Source organism: Dokdonella sp. (assembly GCF_019634775.1).
Classification (GTDB): Bacteria; Pseudomonadota; Gammaproteobacteria; order Xanthomonadales; family Rhodanobacteraceae; genus Dokdonella.
In genome coordinates this window covers 1193733-1212979 of record NZ_JAHCAS010000001.1, presented here as the reverse complement: position 1 = coordinate 1212979, position 19247 = coordinate 1193733, and the positions used below count along the sequence as shown (strand labels likewise).

Here is a 19247-nt window from a genome sequence, read left to right as displayed (position 1 = left end):
AGTAACGAACCATGGCATCCAAGCGCGACAAGATCCGTCTCGTGTCCTCGGCCGGCACCGGCCATTTCTACACGACCGACAAGAACAAGAAGACCACGCCCGAAAAGATGGAGATCAAGAAGTACGATCCCGTCGTGCGCAAGCACGTGGCCTACAAGGAAGCGAAGATCAAGTGAAACATCGGCCCGCACGCGCAGCGCGCGGCACGTCGATGCTTCACCCCGGCGCAGGCCTGGGTCCAGCTCCTTCAAGGAACCCGCCGCAAGGCGGGTTTTTTGTTGCCTCCCATTTCCGAACCGCAGGAGCCGCTTCAGGGGCGATGTTTTTCAGCGCCTTCGCCTATCACCCTCAAACGGGCTCCTGCGATGTGGGAAACGCCTTCAGGCGGGATGCCGTTTCCTTGCGGCCTTGTACAGACAAAGCATCACGGCCAAAGCCGTTTCCTACATTTCCTGCGAGCCGCGCGTCCAACAAAAAACCCGCCTTCCGGCGGGTTTTTCGTCTATCCAATCGCGAAGCTGGCGATCAGGCCGCCGCGCTGCTCAACCGATATCCCTTCAACCGCGCCGCGAAATCCTGCAGGGCACGGATGCCGGACCGCTCGGCCTCATGGCACCACTGGCGCAGGGCTTCGAGCATGGCTTCTCCGTTGCGGTTCTCGAGCATCTCATGCAGGCGGTGGCGGTATTCCATGACCGTCTTCACGGTCGGCGCCTGGCTGATCCAATGACCCATGCGCTCGCGTGCGTCTGAATCGAGCCAGCGACCGCCACTGCCGAGTGCCTTGCGCAGCTTGCGCGGCATCGCCTTGAGGCTGGCGCCGGCGCGTGCGGCGTCTTCCTGCAGGGCCGGCACGATGACCCCGCGGAAGTAGTCGCTCATGACGTGGAACTTGTGCGCGAGCACGGCCCTGATCGTGTCGCTGTCCGGAATCGGCACGTTCGCGCGCACGTCGAGCGTCGGCGCGACGCGCAACACCTTGGCCAGGCGCAGGAACGCGAAGAATCGGATCGCTGCCCAGCCGATGTCGAACTCGAAGCGGCGCAGGGCGAACTTGGCCGAGCTCGGGAAGGCATGATGATTGTTGTGCAGTTCCTCGCCACCAATGAAGACGCCCCACGGTGACAGGTTGGTAGAGGTGTCGGCGCTCTCGAAGTTGCGATAGCCCCACCAGTGGCCAAGGCCATTGACGACGCCGGCGGCCCAGAACGGGATCCACACCATCTGCAGGGCCCAGATCGCCACACCAACGGCTCCGAACAGGAAGAAGTTGATCAGCAGCAGCAGGGTCGGGCCCATCGACGGCATGCGCGCGTAGACGTTGCGCTCGATCCAGTCGTCCGGCGTGCCGCGGCCGTACTTTTCGATCTCATCCATGTCACGCGCAGCGATGCGGTAAAGGTCGACACCCTCCCACAGCACCTTGTCGATGCCGTGGATCATCGGGCTGTGCGGATCGTCCGCGGTCTCGCACTTCGCGTGGTGCTTGCGGTGGACGGCGACCCACTGCTTGGTGACCATCGCCGTGCTGAGCCATGACCACAGGCGGAACGCATGCGCCAGGACCGGATGGAAATCGACACCACGGTGGGTCTGGCTGCGATGCAGGTAAAGGGTGACGGTGAAGATGGTCAACTGGGTGACGACGAGGAAATAGGCAATCCAGACGCCCCAGGAAGCGTCGGTGAACCACCCGCGCGCAACGAAGGAAATCAGTGAATCAGGCATGGGCGGAACACGGGTGGTGGACGTCGGCGGACTATACGCCCCACGACGTTACCCTGACCACCACGACCCCGGCCCGCGACATCACGTCCGCCGGCCGTGCGCGGAAGTACGGCGGCTTGCCCTGCCCGCGCCAAGCCGGAACAATCCCCGCGATGACCCACCGCGTCCCCGCCCTCGAGCTCCAGGCCGTGAGTCGCCGCCTCGGCGGCCGCACGATCGTCGATGGCATCGACCTCAGCGTCGCGCGGGGTTCGGTGCTCGGCCTGCTCGGCGTCAACGGCGCCGGCAAGTCGACCACGCTGCGCATGATCGCCGGCCTGCTAGCGCCGAGCAGCGGCACGGTGCGCGTCGACGGCATCGAACTCGGCGAACGCGGCGGCCGCGCGCGACGTGCGATCGGCTATCTGCCCGAGGAGCCGCCGCTGTATGCCGAACTGACCGTCAGCGAGTACCTCTCCTTCTGCGCGCGCCTGCACGGCATTGCCGCGGCCCGCGTCGGCGCCGCCGTGGAGCGCGCGATCGAACACTGCGGACTCGGCGAGATGCGTCGACGCCTATGCGGCTTGCTGTCGAAGGGCTATCGGCAGCGCACCGGCATCGCCCAGGCGATCATCCACGAACCGGCCCTGGTCGTGCTCGACGAGCCGGCCGCCGGCCTCGACCCGATACAGGCGCTGCGCCTGCGCGAACTCGTGCGTGGGCTCGGCGCAGCGCACGCGGTGGTGCTGTCGACGCACGTGCTGTCCGACGTGCTCGCCTGCTGCGGCGAAGTGGCGATCCTGCATCGTGGCCGCCTGCGCCATACCGGCACGCTGGCCAGCCTGGATGGCAACCCATGGCTGCACGTGCGTACCGAACAGGCGATCGGTCGCGAGGAATGGCAGGCGCTCGATCTCGTCGCCGAAGCACAGGCGCTCGACGGCACGAGTGCGCGCGTGCGTCTGCGCGAGGGCAGTGGTGCGGGCGCGCTCGCGGCTGCGGTCGGCGCGCTTGGTTGGGGCCTGGTCGAGTTGCGCCCCGAACATGGCGCGCTCGAGAACCTGTTCGTCGCCATCGCCGCGGAGGATGATGCGGCAGGCAAGGCCGCATGAGCACGATCGGCCTGATCGCGCGCAATGACCTGCGCCGCCAGTTCGTGCAACCGCTGGCCTGGGGGCTGCTCGCGCTCGTCTGTGCGTTGTTCGCCTGGCAATTCCTCGTCGCCGTGGATGCCTTCCTGCAGGCGATGCCGAAACTCGCCACCCTGGCGAACGCACCCGGCGTGACCGACCTCGTCGCCCTGCCGTTGCTGCGCAATGCCTCGGCGGTGCTGCTCTTCGTCGTCCCGCTGCTGACCATGCAGAGCCTGGTCGGCGAACGCCGCGCGCAGACGCTGCCGCTGCTGCTCGCCGCCGATGCAGGCAGCCTGCGCATCGTGCTCGGCAAGTTCCTTGGCGCGTTCGTCGTGGTCGCGCTAGTGGTCGCGCTGGCCGTGGCCATGCCGCTGTCGCTGGCCGCCGGCACGACGCTCGACTGCGGGCGCCTGTTCACCGCCGCCATCGGCATTCTGCTGTTCGCCGGCACTCTGACCGCGATCGGCATCGCCTGTTCGGCCTGGACCGCGCATCCAGCACTGGCCGCCGCGGCCACCCTGGTCATCGGCAGCGTGTTGGTCATGCTTGATGTCGGGGCGCGCCTGCGCGCGGTCGACCATGCGCTGATCAACTGGCTGGCGATGTCGAGCCATCTCGAACCGTTCCTGCGCGGCGTGCTCGACAGCAGCGCGGTGGTCTACTTCGTCGTCATCTCGACGCTCGCGCTGCTGCTCGCCGCGCGCCGTCTCGATACGTTGCGCTCGCGAGGCTGACCGTGCGCGAACGCCTCGACAACCTGCTCTACGCCCTGTTGCTGGTCGCGCTCGTCCTGCTGATCGGTTTTCTCGGCACGCGCTACCGCTTCACGCACGACTTCAGCCACGGCCAGCGCGCGAGCCTCGATCGTGCCTCGGTCGCCCTGCTGAAACGCCTCGATGGTCCGGTCGAGATCGTCTCGTGGGCACGCGCGGGAGGCGAACTGCGGGCCGCGATTCGCGCCTTCGTCGAGCGCTACCGCGAGATCAAGCCCGACATCGTGCTGCGCTTCGTCGACCCCGATGCCGACCCGAACGCGGCCCGTGAAGCCGGCATCCGCATCGACGGGGAAATCGACGTTCATTTCGGCGCGCGCAGCGAGCGGCTGCGCCAGCTCGACGAGGCGACCCTCAGCAGCGCCTTGCTGCGTCTCTCGCGTGCCGGCGAGCGCATCGTCGCCTTTCTCGAGGGCGAAGGTGAACGCCGCATCGATGGTCAGGCCAATGCCGACCTGGGCGAGTTCGGCAAACTTCTCGAAACTCGTGGCGTGCGCACGGTCAATCTCGCCCTGGCGACGACGCCGCGCATCGCCGACAACGTCGACCTCGTCGTCGTCGCCAATCCGCGCGTGGCCTTCGCCGATGCGGCCGTGAAGGAACTGGTCGACCATGTCGAGCGCGGCGGTCATCTGCTGTGGTTCCTCGAACCCGGTGAAGCGGTGGGCCTCGATGCGCTGGCTGCCGCACTGTCGCTGCGCATCCTGCCCGGCATCGTCGTCGATGGCGGCGGCCAGCAGTTCGGCATCGAAGACCCTAGCTTCGTCGCCATCAACCGCCATCCGCCACAAGCGATCACTGAAGGCTTCGACCTTGCCATCCTGCTGCCGCAGCCGGTCGCACTCGCCGCGCTGGTGCCGGCGCGCTGGAAATTCGAGCCGCTGGTGCGGAGTTCGGCGCAATCCTGGAACGAGACCGGGCACATCCCGAAGGCCGGCGAGCCCGAGGGCCAGGTGCGCTACGACGGCACCGATGGCGAGATCGCCGGCCCACTCGACCTCGCCTTCGCGCTGACCCGGCTTTCACCGAGGCCGGGCGCGCGCGAGCAGCGCGTGGTCGTGATCGGCGACGGCGATTTCCTCTCGAACAGCTTCCTCGCCAACGGCGGCAACCGCGAGTTCGGCACGCGCGTGTTCGACTGGCTGCTCGCCGACGATGGTCTCGTCGAGGTCGGCGACCATGCCGCGCCAGACCGCACGCTCGTGCTCGGTGACGGCCTGCTCACGCTGATCAGCTTTGGCTTCCTCATCGGCCTGCCCGCGTTGCTTGCCGGCACCGGCCTCGTCATCTGGCACCGCAGGCGGCGACGCTGATGCGCCGGACCGCGCGCATCAACCTTACCCTCGCCGTGATCGCTGCTTTGCTCGGCGCGCTGGTCTGGTGGCAGGTACACAATGAGATGTCCGCACTCGAACCGCCATTGAGTGCACTCGACACGAGCACGGTGACGAGTCTGCGCGTTGGTTGCGCGGGTTGTGTCGAACGTCGCTTCGGGCGCGGTCCGGACGGCTGGCGCATGCATTCGCCGTATGCGCTCGACGCCGATCCGGCCGCCATCGCCCGCCTGCTCGCGATCGCCGCCGCGCCGGTGCGCCTGCGCGAACCGGCCGAAGGCCACGACCTCGCCAGACTCGGCCTCGATCCACCCCAGATGACGCTCGAACTCGATGCGAAGCGCATCGAAATCGGTACCACCGATGCCCTGCGCGGCGACCGCTACGTGCGCGACGGCACGCATATCGCGCGCGTGCCGGACCGATTCAGCCCGTTTCTGTTGGCCGCGCCCGAAAGCGAGCTCGATCGCCGCCTCGTGCCGCGCGGCGCGACGATCACGGCCCTGCGCATCGACGACGCGGATGCCTCAGCCAGACTCGCCGCATGGCATGCCATGCCGGTCAGCCGGATCACCCCTGCCGGTGGCGAGGACGAGAGTGCGACGGCACACATGATCCGGGCCACGCTCGCCGATGGTGAAACGATCACCTGGCGGCTCGTGCGCAGCGGCGATGCCTGGATCGCGCGGCGCGCGTCACCCGCGCTCGACTACCATCTCGATGCGAGCGCTGTCGCCGCGCTCTTCGACACCGGGGCGACGCCCTGATGCCGGAGCTGCCCGAAGTCGAAACCACGCGCAACGGCATCGCCCCGTACCTGGTCGGGCGGCGCGTGCAGGCACTGGTGATCCGCCAGCCGCACCTGCGCTGGCCGATCGATGCCGAACTCGTCGCACGCTTGCCGGGCCAGCGCATCGAAGCCGTCGAGCGCCGCGCCAAGTATCTGCTCGTGCACACCGCGGTCGGCAGCGCGATAGCCCACCTCGGCATGTCGGGCAGCCTGCGCGTGCTTGCGTCGGATGTCGCGGTCGGCAAGCACGACCACTACGACTGGCGGCTCGGTTCGGGACGCATCCTGCGCTACACCGATCCGCGCCGTTTCGGCTGCCTGCTTTGGCAGAGCACGGGCACCACCCACGAGCTGCTCGCCGACCTCGGTCCAGAGCCCCTGTCGGACGCCTTCGATGGCGATCACCTCTGGAGGTTGTCGCGCGGGCGCAAGGCGGCCGTGAAGACCTTCATCATGGACCAGGGCGTCGTTGTCGGCGTCGGCAACATCTACGCCGCCGAAGCGCTGTTCGCCGCGCGCATCCATCCGAATCGCGCGGCAGGGGCGGTCGCGCGCGCGCGTTACGCGCACCTGGCCGATGCGATCAGGCACATCCTCGCCCATGCGATCAGGCGTGGCGGCACCACCCTGCGCGACTTCATCTCGCCCGACGGCGTGCCCGGCTATTTCGAACAGGAATTGTTCGTCTACGGTCGAGCCGGTGAACCCTGCCGCGCCTGCGGCACGCCGGTACGCGCTGTCACGCTGGGCCAACGTTCGACATTCTATTGCCCGCGCTGCCAGCGATGAGGGCGGCGCACAGGGCGCGAAAGAAAGACCGCAGGAGCCGGTTCACGGGCGATCGGGTGGCGGAAAAGCATCGCGCCCGAAGGCGCTCCTGCAGAAAGGAATGCCGCCGGAGCGCGCCCCCGGATCGAGTCCGGGGCAGGCTCTGCGCGCGCTCCTCGATGCTCACAACGGCAACACCGGCTGCTGCAACTCGATGCGGCCTTCGCCGGCGACGATCTTCTTGTACTCGGCGCGGCTGACTGAAACGTAGCGCTCGTTGCCTCCGATCTCGACCTGTGGACCATCGGTGACGGCGCGGCCGTGTTCGTCGACGCGCACGACCATCGTCGCTTTGCTGCCGCTGTGGCAGATCGTCTTGATCTCGTCGAGGTGGTCGGCCCAGGCGAGCAGATACTGGCTGCCCTCGAACAGCTCGCCACGGAAGTCCGTACGCAGGCCATAAGCCAGAACCGGGATGCGCCGGCGGTCGACCACGTCGGTGAGTTGCCAGACCTGGGCCTTGCAGAGGAACTGCGCCTCGTCGACCAGGACGCAGTCGAGCGCACCGCGCGCGGCGATGTCGGCGTCGACGATCGCGAGCAGGTCGTCATCGCGCTCGAAGGCGCGTGCGTTGGCACGCAAGCCGATGCGCGAGGCGACCACGCCCTCGCCGGCGCGATGGTCCAGGCGCGGCGTCAGGATCAGCGTGCGCATGCCACGCTCGTGGTAGTTGTACGCGCTCTGCAGCAACGTCGTGGTCTTTCCGGCGTTCATCGCCGAATAGTAGAAATAGAGCTTGGCCATGGGGGAGCACGGGTTGGGGGCGAGGGCGCGAAAACCGGTCGCCAGGGGATATCATGGAATGCTCGCATATCGCGACCTTGCTTCCGAATCATTCCGGCACGCGCGGCTTACCGGCGGCGCCTCCTTGCACCCCGCTTCCTCCTGCTCATGTTGAACCCCCAACAACGCGCTGCCATCGACTACTGCGACGGCCCCCTGCTCGTGCTCGCCGGTGCCGGGTCGGGCAAGACGCGGGTGATCACCGAAAAAATCGCGCACCTGGTCAAGCGGCGGAACCTGCCGGCGGCGAAGATCGCCGCGATCACCTTCACCAACAAGGCGGCACGCGAGATGCGCGAGCGCGTTGCTCGGCTGGTCACTGCGGCCACGGCCGAGGAGCTGACTGTCTGCACCTTCCATGCGCTGGGGCTCAAGTTCCTGCAGATCGAACACGCGCGTGCGGGACTGCGTCGCGGCTTTTCCGTGCTCGATGCCGATGACAGCCAGGGCATCATCAAGGACCTCGCACCGAAAGGCATCAAGAACGATGCGTTGTTCGCCCTGCAGTCGCTGCTGTCACGCCTGAAGAACGACGGCCTCACCCCGGAGCAGGCCGGCGAGCGTGCAACGAGCGCGCGCGAACGTGAGGCGGCGGCGATCTATGCTGCGTATCAGCGGCGCCTCGCCGCATTCAACGCGGTCGACTTCGACGATCTCATCCGCCTGCCGCTGGCGATCCTCGAACAGGATGCCGAGGTCCGCGCGATCTGGCAGGAGCGCATCCGCTACCTGTTGCTCGACGAATACCAGGACACCAACTCCGGGCAATACCGGCTGGTGAAGGCCCTGGCCGGTCCGCGCGGCGCGTTCACCGCGGTCGGCGACGATGACCAGAGCATCTATGCCTGGCGCGGCGCCAACCCGGAAAACCTCGCCGAACTCGCGCGCGACTATCCATCGCTCAAGGTCATCAAGCTCGAACAGAACTACCGTTGCGCACGACGTATCCTGCGCGCGGCCAATGCGTTGATCGCCAACAACAGCCACCTGTTCGAGAAGCGCCTGTGGAGCGAAGGCAACGAGGGTCCACCGATCCGTGTACTCGAATGCCGCGACGACGAGCACGAGGCCGAGCGTGTCGCCGCCGAGATCTCCCATCTCGGCGAACGCCACAAGGCGCCGTGGAGCGAATTCGCCGTGCTCTACCGCGGCAACCACCAGTCACGCCCGCTGGAAAAGGCCTTGCGCCTGGCGCGCATTCCGTACCACCTGTCCGGTGGCACCGCCTTCCTCGAACGCGCCGAGGTCAAGGACCTGCTGGCGTATCTGCGCCTGGTCAGCAATCCCGACGACGACGCGGCCTTCCTGCGCATCGTCAATGTGCCGCGCCGTGAGATCGGCGCGACCACGCTCGAGAAACTCGGCGAACTGGCCGGCGCGCGCCACCTCTCGCTGTTCCGCGCCGCGCAGCACGACGGCGTGTTGAACCAGCTCGGTGCGCGCCCCGCCGGCGCCCTGGTCGGTTTCGCCGGTCTCGTCAACGGCATCGTGCAGAAGGCCGAGCGCCTGCCGGCCGCCGAACTCGTCGCTGAATTGATCGAACGCACCGGCTACGCCGCCCACGTCGCCGCGCAGGCCACCGACCCCGCCCTGCGCGAACGCCGGCTTGGCAACCTCGCCGAACTGGCGGAATGGTTCCGCGCCATGCAGAAGGGTGCCGGTATCGGCGACCTCGCCGCCCAGCTTGCCCTGCTCGCGCATGGCGACCGCGACGACGGCGGCAACGCCGTGCGCCTGATGACCCTGCACTCGGCCAAGGGCCTCGAATTCCGCCACGTCTTCATCGTAGGCGCAGAGGACGGCTCGCTGCCGCACGAGGGCAGCCTCGAGGAAGGCCGCCTCGACGAGGAACGCCGGCTCATGTACGTCGGCATCACGCGCGCGAAGGAACACCTCGTCGTGAGTTTTGCGCGGCGCAAGCGCCGCTTCGGCGAGATCCACGCCAACGAACCGAGCCGCTTCCTCGGCGAACTGCCAGCCGCCGACCTGCACTGGTCGGGCCGTGATGCCGAGCAGGACGAAGCCCACCGCAAGGACGTCGCCGCATCGAACCTCGCCAAGCTCGCGGCACTATTCAACGAATGAGGGGCCGTCCTTGATTTCGGCCGGGGCAGGCAGACCGGGGTGCCCTGACTGATCCGGCAACGACGTCAGCGTCGCATGCAGACGCGGCGCGGCGGCGGACAGCGCGCGGACGAGCCGGCGATGCTCAAGTCAGGCAACGCCCGTCGCGCTGGCGCCCGGGTCGGCGCCTCAGTTCCGTTTCAGATGGGCGTCGAGAAAAGCCAGCATCCTGCCGTAGCCCTCGATCTGGTTCTTCTTCTTGGTGAAACCATGGCCCTCGTCGTCGAACACGACGTATTCGACCGGCACGCCGTTCTTCTCCACCGCGGCAACGATGTCGTCGGATTCGGCAAGGATCACGCGCGGATCGTTCTTGCCCTGAAGCACCATCAGCGGCCTGGTGATCCTGTCGGCGTGGAACACCGGCGAAATCTCGATCAGCATGTCGCGCTCGGTCGCCGGATTGCCGATCTCCTGGTAGAGCGCCTCGCGCATGCTTTCCCAGTACGGTGGGATGCTCTCCAGCGTGCGCAGCCAGTTGCTGACGCCGAAGATGTCGACACCGACCTTGAACTCGTCAGGCTGGAAAGCAAGCGCGGCGAGTGTCATGTAACCGCCATAGCTGCCACCCATGATGCCGATACGGTCGGCGTCGACGTAGTCGAGCGTCTGCAGGTACTTCTTCGCCTCGACACAATCCCACAGCGGCTCGCGGCCATGCTTGCGATCGTCGGCGGCGAAGAAGGTCTTGCCGTAGCCCGAGCTGCCGCGGTTGTTGATGCCGAGCACGACGTAGCCGCGATTGGCGAGGTACTGCGCGAGCACGTTGTAGGCGCGCGTGGTCTGGCCACCGGGTCCGCCGTGCACGAGTACCAGCGCCGGAACCTTCGCGGTGGCCGTGGCCTGGTGCGGCTTCCACAAGATGTTCGGAATCTCGAGGCCATCGAAGCTGCGGAAACGCACCACGCTCGAATCGACCAGGTCGGCCGCGTCGAGCTTCGCGCTCAATGATGTGGTCAGGCGCTTCGCCTCAGACTGGCCGAGTTCGAGCGTGTACAGCTCGCTCGGTTGGCGATCGCCGTTGACGTAGAAGGCGATGCGCTGTTCGGAACGCGCGATCACCAGCCCGCGGATCTCGCCGGACGGCAATACCGGTAGTGCAACCGGGGCGCCACTCGCCACCTCGACGATGCTGACCCGCGTGCTGCCGTCGTCGTTGATCGCGCTTACGCGGAACTTGCCATCGTGCGAATACGCCGCATGGACGATGTCCCAGGGCTCGTCCTGCACGCGCGCATGCGCGCCGGATTCGATGTCGTAGCGACGCAGGCCGGTGAACTCGCCACCTTCGTTGGTGAGGTAGAGCAGATGCTTCGAATCGGGGGAAAAATCCGCGGCCGAGTACCGCGCATCGCCTTCGTGCGGGCTCAGATGCAGGCGATTCCTGGTTTGCAGGTCATGCAGATACAGGTCGTTGTCGTTGGTCGTGCGCGTCCTGGCCAGCGCGAGCCAGCGCTCGTCCGCTGACAGCGGGCCGACCGCCCAGCCTTCGGTGTTCTCGAACAGGCGCTCGCGCGCATAGTCCCTGGTCGAATAGCGGTAGAGGTCGAAGAACTTGGGATCACGTTCGTTCGTCTGCACGTAGAACGCATCACCGGCATGGTTGAATCCGGCAAACACGGCCTTGAGCCTGTCACCCGGCGTGAGGTCGCGCTCGCTGCCGTCGGCCTCGATCACGTAGAGATGGTTCAGCTCGTTGCCACCCTGGTCGCGGGTGACGAGCTTGCGCGCATCGGCCGGGAACCAGCCGACCGCGTTGACGTTGTCGGTGGTCGATTGCGTAACCGGGGTCCACTCGCCGCCGCCGACCGGCATCGTGTAGGCATTCCACACGCCGGTCCGGTTAGACGAGAACAGGATCTGGGTTTCGTCTGGCGAGAACGACGCACCACTGACGCCGGTGGTGTCGATGAAGTCCTCGATCGCGTAGGACTTCGACGGCCTCGTGATGGAGGTCGGCTCGGCCTTGGCGACGGGCTCGGTGGATTCGGGCGCGCGCCCGCAGCCGGCCAGGGCGACGATCAAGGTCAAGGCGGATGCGCAGGATGCGAGTCGGGAATGAGCCATCACTAGGATCCCTCGAAGGAAAGAGGCGGCGACGCGAGGGATGCTCCGATCAATCCCGAACGGGATTGATCAGTTCATCCCAAGCAGAGCTTTCCGTGGCCGCTCACCAGCGACAAGTCATGGCGAGGTTCCCTGTGGCTGGGCGCAATCGTCCGCGCCGCGCAGTTCGGCCAGCGCGCGGCAGGCGTTGATGATGCCGTCATCGCTGCGCGAACGCGAGAGCAGGCCGTCGATGGCGGCGGCATCGAGGCGTGGACGCAGGCTGCGCAGCAGGGCAACCACGCCGCTCACCTGGGCGGTGGCAAGCGAACTGCCCGAGCGGTAGTCGACGCTGCCGCCCGGTTGCAGGGTGAGGATGTCGCGGCCCGGCGCGGCGAGCCGCACCTGGGAGGATGCGCGGTCCTCGGCCGCGGCCACGGCGAGCACACCGGCCACCACCAACGGGAAGCCATCGACCGAACCGGATGGCGGCACCGCACCGACGACGACGATGCCGCGCGCGAGCGCGTCGGCAACGAGCAGTTCGAGCAGGGCGTCGCGCGGACCGCCAAGACTGAGGTTGATGATTTCGACGCGTGCGCCGATCGCTGCGCCGAGGGCGAGCGCAAGCGTGAACGAATTGCACTGCGCGCGCTCGGGTTCGGCGCGCAGGCTCCAGCAGGCGCGGTAGGCGGACACGCGCGAGGCCGGGGCGATGCCGACGATGCCGAAGCCGTTGTCGCCCAGCGCGGCGATCGTGCCGACGACACCGGTGCCATGGCGCTCGGCCGGAAAATTTTCCGCCGCCGCGTCGACGAAGTCGCGGTGCTCCGCGATGCGCCCGGCCAGGTCCGGGTGGGCAAGGTCGATGCCGGTGTCGATGACGGCAACGCGAATGCCCTCGCCGCGGGTCCAGCGCTGCGCGCCCCTGCCGTCGAGCGCGCTGAAGTTGTGCTGCAGGCGCAGGTAGGGATCGTCGTAGTGCCGCGCTGGCGCACGTGCTGCGCCGAACGTCTCGAAAGTCTGCAGGGGTTGGGCGATGCGCACGCGGCGGTCGGCGGTGAGGCGCGCGAGGACATCGTCACGGCGCGCGGCATCGGGCAGTTCGTAGACCGCGCAGCGCAGGCGCAGGCTTTCAATCGACCAGGCGGTGAGTTCGCGCAGGCCGTGTTCACGGGCGACACGCGCAGCCAGCGCGGCGCCGCGTTCGCTGCCTGCATAGGCCGGCATGCCGCCGTAGCCTCGCGGCGTGGCGCCGACACCGAACGAGGGATCGGGTTTCTCGGCGACGGCGACGACGATGCGCCGCGCATCGGCGCCGTCGTTACTCCAGTCCGGTACCTGTGCATGCACCATCGCGCTGATCGCCAGACCCACCACGAGCAAACTTCGCAGGCACTGCATGAACAGGTCAGTGCGCATCGTCATCGGCCAGGATCGGCTCGGCAAGGAGTACATCAGGGTGCGCGCGCAAGGCCGCCAGCGTTTGTTCGACGTCGATCGGACCTGTCGGCGCGAGGGCGAAGATCGGCTGCTCGGCATGGGTGTCGACGATGCGCAGGCCGCGCCCGGCGAGCAGGGACTGCAGGGCGCCGATGCCGAGTTCGGGCGCCACCACGAGACGGATCGACCCGCCCGCCGGCGCAGTCTGGCCGTCGCTGTAGGTGCGATAGTCGGCCGGCTCGGGACGCCCGGCAAGCTGCCCCGCGAGCACGACGAGCCCTATGGCCTGCACGATGACGGCGACGGCGAGCGCGTATGTCCATGCCGTAGCGCGCACAGGGGTTGGCTGCGGCACATTGAGCGGGGCTTCCGTCGACGCCGCTTCGTCGAGACGCGCGGCGAGACCGGCGAAGGCCGTCTGCGCGGCTTGCGTGCTGCCGATGCCGGCAGCAGCGAAGCCGTCGCGGATTTGTTCCTGCAACGCCACCTCGTCGCGGCAATCGGCGCAGCCGGCGATATGCTCTGCCGCGCGCTGCCGCTCGGCGGCACTTGCCGTGCCGTTGACCAGCCACGGGATCAGTTGCCAGACCTCGCGATGGCGCTGGCCGGGATCATCGATGCCGTCGTCGTTCATGGCGCCCTCCCGACCGTGTCGCCGGCAAGCACCGGCAGGTTGTTGCGCAGGCGCACGCGGGCATGGAAGAGGCGCGCCTTCACCGTACCGACCGGGCATTCCATGATCGTCGCGATCTCCTCGCAGGACTGACCGAGGAAGTAGGCGAGCTCGATCGTCGCGCGCTGATCCGGCGGCAGGAGGGCGAGGCCGGCATGCAGCCAGTCACGCAGGTCGCGTCGGGCATCGTCGGTGACGTCGGCAACGGCATCGTCGAACCCCCGTTCGGCGCGCTCGGAGGCTGCCCAAGCGGCCGGTCGACGCAAGCTCTTCATCAGGCAGCGCCAGGCGATGCCGATGATCCAGGTGCTCGGCTTCGACTCGCCGCGGAAACGTGCCGCCTGGCTCCAGACGATCCAGAATGCCTCGTTGACGATTTCGTCGACGAGATCGTGACGCCCGCTCTGGCGCACGATGAAACGAGCGAGTCGCGGATGATGATGCAGGTACAAGCGCTCGAAGGCGACACGGTCGCCACGCGCAACCGCAGCCAGCCAGGCGAAATCGCGGGTATCGTCGGCGCCGTGCTCGGCGACCAGCGGGGATTCGATCGGCTCTGGACTCGTCATCGCTCGTCATGCCTTGCGGGATCATCCTGGGTGCCGCCAGCGCGCACGAAGGTTGCGTTTGCCGGCGAATCGCCGGAAGGTGCGGCGCCGACGATACGCCGGTGACGGCCACGGAGCAGCAATGGGCGCAACAGCGGGAAGCAGGGCATGGGTCCGACAGCGCGCCGGGGCCGGCCTGCGCGCGTTGATGCTCGCTGCGGTTTCGTCATCGGCTGTCGGCGCGGAATGGAGCGGCCTCGTCGGCTGGGGCAGTGACAGCCTCCTGCACGGTCGCAGCCTGACCGACGGCCGACCGGGCTGGTTTGGCGATTTGCGCGTCGACAATGGCCGCTGGACGCTCGGCCTCGGCGCCGTCACCGAGCACCCGCCGTTGCAGTCGCGTGGCGCCCAGCTCACCCTCGATCTCGATCGGCGCTGGCGATTCGGCGAGGACTGGCTGCTGCGCGCCGGCCTCGTCCACTACGAATCGCCGTGGAACCTGTGGAACGACGAGTTGCGCTACGACGAGGCCAGCATCGGCCTCGGCTGGCGCGGACGTTGGTCGCTCCTCGCCAGCCACGCGCCCGATCTGCCCGTGGTGGAGGCGCCGGGCCGCTACCGGCGCGCACGCGCGACCTGGGTCGAATCCGGCTGGCACCAACCGCTCGGTAGCGGCTTCGCACTCCATGTCGGCCTCGGCCATGCCGACATCCGCGGTGTCCACTATGCCCGCCAGCCGCAAATCGAACTGCGCGACTACGCGTATGCCAGCGCCGGCCTCGGTTTTGCCTACGGCGATATTCACCTGCACGCCCTGGTCGTGCACGCCAGCCGACGCGGCGCCGACTACTTCGGCAACGGCGCGCCACGCACGCGCCTGGCCGTGTCGGCGAGCTGGGCGTTCTGACCGCAGGCAAGACGCCATCGCCTGCGATGTCGCGCATCCTCGTCCTCCAGCATGTCGCCGCCGGACCGCTCGGCACGCTCGATCCGCTGATCCGCCGGCGCCGGGGCACCGGGTCACGTTCGTCAACTTCCAGCGCCAGCCGAGAGCCCTGCCGAGCATCGACCGCCACCGCGGCCTGGTCGTGCTCCGCGCGCCGAGGAATCGATCATCGCGCCCACCCGCCCACCGAACCGCGCGTGATCGGGCAGGCTCCGTGGCGGGACAAGCCGGTGCTCGGCATCTGCCTCGGCGCACAACTGCCGGCCCAAGTGCCCGGTGCGCCGGTGCGCCACCACGAACCCGGCGAGATCGGCTGGTATGACCCCGAAATGCCCCGGGCTGGCCGCGCTGGTGCCGAGATCGGCCGACTCGACGGCCCATGCCCGGTATTCCAGCGGCACGGCCAAGGAAGGCCTGATCCATTCCGCAATACGGGATTCTTGATCTGGCAGGGAGGCCGGCCCGCATGGGGCCGGACTGGGACTGCACTGGATTCGCAGGCGCCGATCATCGACGCTGTCCACCAGCCCCGCGGAACACCGCACATGCGTAACGATCAACCTTCCGGCGCCGACGATGCTCCTGAGCAGACGTGGTTCGAAACCCATGCACCGCTCGCACTCGCGCGACGCGATGCGGCCTTCCTGCGTGCGCGCCGTAGCCAGTGGATCGAATGGGTGGCGAGCGGCGTGATCGGAATTGCCGGCCTCTTCGTGTTCGGATGGTCGGCAGTGGAAGCGGCGTTGCTGCTGTTCCTCGGCTTCTGGCTCGGCTGGCTGGTCGACATCGTCCAGTGGTGCTTGCGCCGCCATGGCCTCGCCGCCAGCTACCGCGACGCCGCCGACGACATGCATGTCTGGCATCACGTGGCGGTCCGGCGCGGGCGACTGCGCAACCTGCCCGCGCGTAGCGGCCACCCGAGTCTGGTCCTCGGCATCTGCGTCGATGCCGTCGCCGGTGGCACGGCGAGCGTGCTGTTCGCACAGGGGCTCGGCCGCAGCGGGGTCGACCTGCTGACCGGCAGCATGGCGGCGAACGGGCTGTGGCTCGGTGCGCTGCTGTGCGCATTCGCCGGTTTCGTCCTGGCGCTGCGCAACCGCCTCGCGCGCCGCCCGGGCGGCGGCACAACCCTGCCGGTGTTCGCGGTCGGGCAGCGCGGCGTGGGCCTGCTGGTGCTGGTTTTCGCCCTGACAGGCATCGGCGGAGGTTTCCTGGGCGCTGGCGCCCTGGTCGGTGGTGCCTATGCCTTTTTCGTCGTCGTGGGACTGGTCGAGCTGATCTGGGGCGTGCCGGCGCTGGCGGCGGATGCGCAATGGCTGCGTGGCCATCTGGCCGCTGGCGCTCTTGCAACCCAGCGCTGAGCCTCTCTGCCCGGATAGCGACGACGGGCGCGGGCGCGGGAATCGACGACTGGAACAAGCATGAGATGGCGCTACCGGAGCCGGCTGGACCACCTGTCCGAGCCAACCGAATCCGGTTGTCGAGCCCGCACGTCCCACCCCTCATCCCTGCACCCCGGTCTCCGACCCCAGTCCCTCGCCCCTCCCAGACCAATGTCGTGTAAAATGCCGCGCGCCGAAAACGGCGGAACCTGAACGCGTACCGGGATCGGCGCCCGGAACGGCTGGCTCGGCTCCCCCAATCCGGCTCCCCCATGACGCCCACTGCCGCTGCGCAGCAGCGTGATGCGGTGTGCGCACCGAATGACAACACCACGACCTCGTACGCGGGGCGGCGCTCGACTCGCCGGCCCGCGGGAATGATTCACCTACGCTGAGAGAAGTCACATGGCACGGCAGAAAGAGCTCAAGCTCTATCGCAACATCGGGATCATTGCCCACATCGACGCGGGCAAGACGACCACGACCGAGCGCATCCTGTACTACACCGGCAAGAAGCACCAGATCGTCGACGTGCACGACACCAAGGACGGCAAGGGTTCGACCACGACCGACTACATGGAGCAGGAGCGCAAGCGCGGCATCACGATCCAGTCGGCCGCGGTCTCGGCAGAATGGAAGGGCTACCAGGTCAACGTCATCGACACCCCGGGGCACGTCGACTTCACCATCGAGGTGAACCGCTCGCTGCGCGTGCTCGACGGTGCGGTCGTCGTCTTCGACGGCGTTGCCGGCGTGGAACCGCAGACCGAGACGAACTGGCGCCTGGCCGACCAGTACAACGTGCCGCGCATGTGCTACATCAACAAGATGGACCGCATCGGCGCGAACTTCAAGAATGCCGTCGATGGCATCCGCAACCGCCTCGGTGCCAATGCGGTGATCTGCGAAGTTCCGCTCGGCAGCCATGACGACTTCATCGGCATCGCCGACCTCGTCGCCAACTGCGGCTACATCTGGCTTGGCGACGACAAGGACAGCAAGTGGGAGACGATCCCGCTCGACCAGGTCGCCAACCACCCGAAGGTGCAGAAGTTCACCACCGCTGCCGACAAGGAATGGGTCGCCAACCTCGCCTCGCTGCGCGAAGCGACGATCGAAGGCGCTGTCGAGATGGATGACGATGTGATGGAAGCCTATCTCTCGACCGGCGAGGCGCCCTCGCTGGAAACGCTCAAGGCCTGCATCCGCAAGGGTTGCGTGGCCGGCAAGCTGGTGCCGATCTTCTGCGGCTCGTCCTACCGCAACAAGGGCGTGCAGCATCTGCTCGACGGTGTCATCGACTACATGCCCTATCCGGGCGAGAACGGCGGCATCTCGATGGTCGACGAGGACGGCAACGTCGTCGGCGTGCAGGAAGTGACCGATGACGCGCCGGCGCGCGCGCTCGCGTTCAAGGTCATCAACGACCAGTTCGGCACGCTGACCTTCACCCGCGTCTATTCGGGCGTGATCAAGAAGGGCGACACCCTGCAGAACGTCACCCGCGGCAAGAAGGAACGCATCGGCCGCATCGTCGAGGTGCATGCCGATTCGACCAAGGAAATCGAGGAAGTGCGCGCCGGCGACATCTGCGCCTTCGTTTCGCTGAAGGAAACCGAGACCGGCGACACCCTGACCGACCCGAACTCGCCGGTGCTGCTCGAGCGCATGCGCTTCCCGGACCCGGTCATCAGCGTCTCGGTCGAGCCGAAGTCGCGCAACGACATCGACAAGATGTCGACTGCGCTCTACAAGATGGTCAAGGCCGACCCCTCGCTCAAGCTCGAAGTCGACAAGGAAACCGGCGAGACCGTGCTCAAGGGCATGGGCGAGCTGCACCTGGAGATCACCATCGACCGCATGCGCACCGAGCTCGGTGTCGAAGCGAACATGGGCAAGCCCAAGGTCAGCTTCCGCGAGGCCTTCGGTGGCCGCGTCGAGCACACCTATACGCACAAGAAGCAGTCCGGCGGTTCCGGTCAGTTCGCCGAGGTGAAGATCGTGTTCGAGCCGGGCGAGCCGGGTTCGGGCGTGGTCTTCGTGGACGAGGTCGTCGGTGGCCGCGTGCCGCGCGAGTACATCCCGGCGGTGCAGCACGCCATCCAGGTCGAGGCACGTGAAGGCCAGATCGCCGGCTACGAAGTCGTCGATTTCAAGGCCAGCCTGGTCGACGGCAAGTACCACGACGTCGACTCCTCGGCGCTCGCCTTCGAGATCGCCGGGCGCGCCTGCTTCCGTGAAGCGCAGAAGCTGTCGAAGCCGAAGCTGCTCGAGCCGATCATGAGCCTCGAGGTGGTGACCGAAGCCGACTATCTCGGCGATGTCATCGGCGACATGAACCGTCGTCGCGGCTCGGTCAGCGAGCAGGGCCAGCGCGGCCCGCAGGCTTTCGTGAAGGGCTTCGTGCCGCTCGCCGAGATGTTCGGCTACATCAACTTCCTGCGCTCGGCCACCAGCGGTCGCGGCAACTTCTCGATGACCTTCGATCACTACGAGGAAGTGCCGGCCAATCTCGTCGACAAACTGATGGAGAAGGAGGCGAAGTAAGCCTTCCTCGCCACTCCATGCTCCCGCGAAAACGGCCGCGCAAGCGGCCGTTTTCGTTCGTGCAGGGCGCCGGGAACCGGCCATCGTCATGATTCCCAATGTCGGGATGCAACCGCGATGCGGCCTGGCGGCACACAGTCCTTGCAACGTCGGCCATGCGCCGGCGTACCCCCGCGCATCCCTGCCAAGG

Annotated in this window: 16 protein-coding genes; 10 read left to right on the top strand and 6 right to left on the bottom strand. The window is 67.4% G+C overall.

What is annotated here, in order from left to right; all coding sequences use genetic code 11:
- The first annotated feature begins 11 nt into the window (after positions 1 to 11).
- Positions 12 to 176 carry a 50S ribosomal protein L33 gene (gene rpmG / locus KF907_RS05165; protein WP_291218815.1) on the top strand — a complete coding sequence of 55 codons (165 nt, stop codon included), beginning with the start codon at positions 12 to 14 and terminating at the stop codon, positions 174 to 176.
- Between the two features lie 349 nt (positions 177 to 525).
- Here rpmG and KF907_RS05160 read toward each other — a convergent pair whose 3' ends face one another.
- Positions 526 to 1728 (bottom strand): DesA family fatty acid desaturase, encoded by a 1203-nt coding sequence (locus KF907_RS05160; RefSeq protein ID WP_291218814.1) that lies wholly within the window; start codon positions 1726 to 1728, stop codon positions 526 to 528.
- Positions 1729 to 1880: 152 nt separating this feature from the next.
- On the opposite strand from KF907_RS05160, the gene KF907_RS05155 reads away from it, so the two are divergent.
- From KF907_RS05155 to mutM, 5 genes are read left to right on the top strand one after another with little or no spacing between them, the layout of a single operon-like run.
- Positions 1881 to 2819: an ABC transporter ATP-binding protein gene (locus KF907_RS05155; RefSeq protein WP_291218813.1), complete on the top strand. Its 939-nt coding sequence runs from the start codon at positions 1881 to 1883 to the stop codon at positions 2817 to 2819.
- Positions 2816 to 3574: an ABC transporter permease gene (locus KF907_RS05150; RefSeq protein ID WP_291218811.1), complete on the top strand. Its 759-nt coding sequence runs from the start codon at positions 2816 to 2818 to the stop codon at positions 3572 to 3574. The genes KF907_RS05155 and KF907_RS05150 overlap by 4 nt, the downstream gene beginning before the upstream one ends.
- Before the next feature lie 2 nt (positions 3575 to 3576).
- Positions 3577 to 4926 (top strand): GldG family protein, encoded by a 1350-nt coding sequence (locus tag KF907_RS05145; protein WP_291218810.1) that lies wholly within the window; start codon positions 3577 to 3579, stop codon positions 4924 to 4926.
- The gene (locus KF907_RS05140) at positions 4926 to 5714 is read left to right on the top strand and encodes a DUF4340 domain-containing protein (RefSeq protein WP_291218809.1); all 789 of its coding nucleotides are present in this window, start codon (positions 4926 to 4928) and stop codon (positions 5712 to 5714) included. Before KF907_RS05145 ends, KF907_RS05140 begins: the two co-directional genes overlap by 1 nt.
- Positions 5714 to 6526 carry a bifunctional DNA-formamidopyrimidine glycosylase/DNA-(apurinic or apyrimidinic site) lyase gene (gene mutM / locus KF907_RS05135; protein WP_291218808.1) on the top strand — a complete coding sequence of 271 codons (813 nt, stop codon included), beginning with the start codon at positions 5714 to 5716 and terminating at the stop codon, positions 6524 to 6526. Before KF907_RS05140 ends, mutM begins: the two co-directional genes overlap by 1 nt.
- 162 nt (positions 6527 to 6688) lie before the next feature.
- On the opposite strand, the gene KF907_RS05130 is transcribed toward mutM, so the two are convergent.
- Entirely contained in the window at positions 6689 to 7309 is a 621-nt protein-coding gene (locus KF907_RS05130; RefSeq protein WP_291218806.1) for a thymidine kinase, read from the bottom strand.
- A 147-nt stretch (positions 7310 to 7456) separates the two neighbouring features.
- On the opposite strand from KF907_RS05130, the gene KF907_RS05125 reads away from it, so the two are divergent.
- Positions 7457 to 9433 carry a UvrD-helicase domain-containing protein gene (locus KF907_RS05125; protein WP_291218804.1) on the top strand — a complete coding sequence of 659 codons (1977 nt, stop codon included), beginning with the start codon at positions 7457 to 7459 and terminating at the stop codon, positions 9431 to 9433.
- A 168-nt stretch (positions 9434 to 9601) separates the two neighbouring features.
- Here the strand turns inward: KF907_RS05125 and KF907_RS05120 are convergent, their stop codons facing one another.
- The 4 genes from KF907_RS05120 to KF907_RS05105 all read right to left on the bottom strand — a co-directional run bounded on the left by KF907_RS05120 (position 9602) and on the right by KF907_RS05105 (position 14203).
- Entirely contained in the window at positions 9602 to 11503 is a 1902-nt protein-coding gene (locus KF907_RS05120) for a S9 family peptidase (RefSeq protein WP_291218802.1), read from the bottom strand.
- Between the two features lie 153 nt (positions 11504 to 11656).
- Entirely contained in the window at positions 11657 to 12946 is a 1290-nt protein-coding gene (locus tag KF907_RS05115; protein WP_291218800.1) for a S8 family peptidase, read from the bottom strand.
- Entirely contained in the window at positions 12930 to 13595 is a 666-nt protein-coding gene (locus tag KF907_RS05110) for a zf-HC2 domain-containing protein (RefSeq protein WP_291218799.1), read from the bottom strand. The genes KF907_RS05115 and KF907_RS05110 overlap by 17 nt, the downstream gene beginning before the upstream one ends.
- On the bottom strand, positions 13592 to 14203 hold the full coding sequence (locus KF907_RS05105) for an RNA polymerase sigma factor (RefSeq protein WP_291218798.1): 612 nt from the start codon (positions 14201 to 14203) through the stop codon (positions 13592 to 13594). The genes KF907_RS05110 and KF907_RS05105 overlap by 4 nt, the downstream gene beginning before the upstream one ends.
- A gap of 121 nt (positions 14204 to 14324) precedes the next feature.
- Between KF907_RS05105 and KF907_RS05100 the strand changes: the two genes are divergently transcribed.
- The 3 genes from KF907_RS05100 to fusA all read left to right on the top strand — a co-directional run bounded on the left by KF907_RS05100 (position 14325) and on the right by fusA (position 19057).
- Positions 14325 to 15089, top strand: a complete 765-nt coding sequence (locus KF907_RS05100; RefSeq protein ID WP_291218797.1) for a hypothetical protein — start codon at positions 14325 to 14327, stop codon at positions 15087 to 15089.
- Positions 15090 to 15673: 584 nt separating this feature from the next.
- Positions 15674 to 16489, top strand: coding sequence for a hypothetical protein (locus KF907_RS05095; RefSeq protein WP_291218796.1), 816 nt, complete (start codon positions 15674 to 15676; stop codon positions 16487 to 16489).
- Between the two features lie 426 nt (positions 16490 to 16915).
- Positions 16916 to 19057 carry an elongation factor G gene (gene fusA, locus KF907_RS05090; protein WP_291218795.1) on the top strand — a complete coding sequence of 714 codons (2142 nt, stop codon included), beginning with the start codon at positions 16916 to 16918 and terminating at the stop codon, positions 19055 to 19057.
- Positions 19058 to 19247 lie beyond the last annotated feature (190 nt).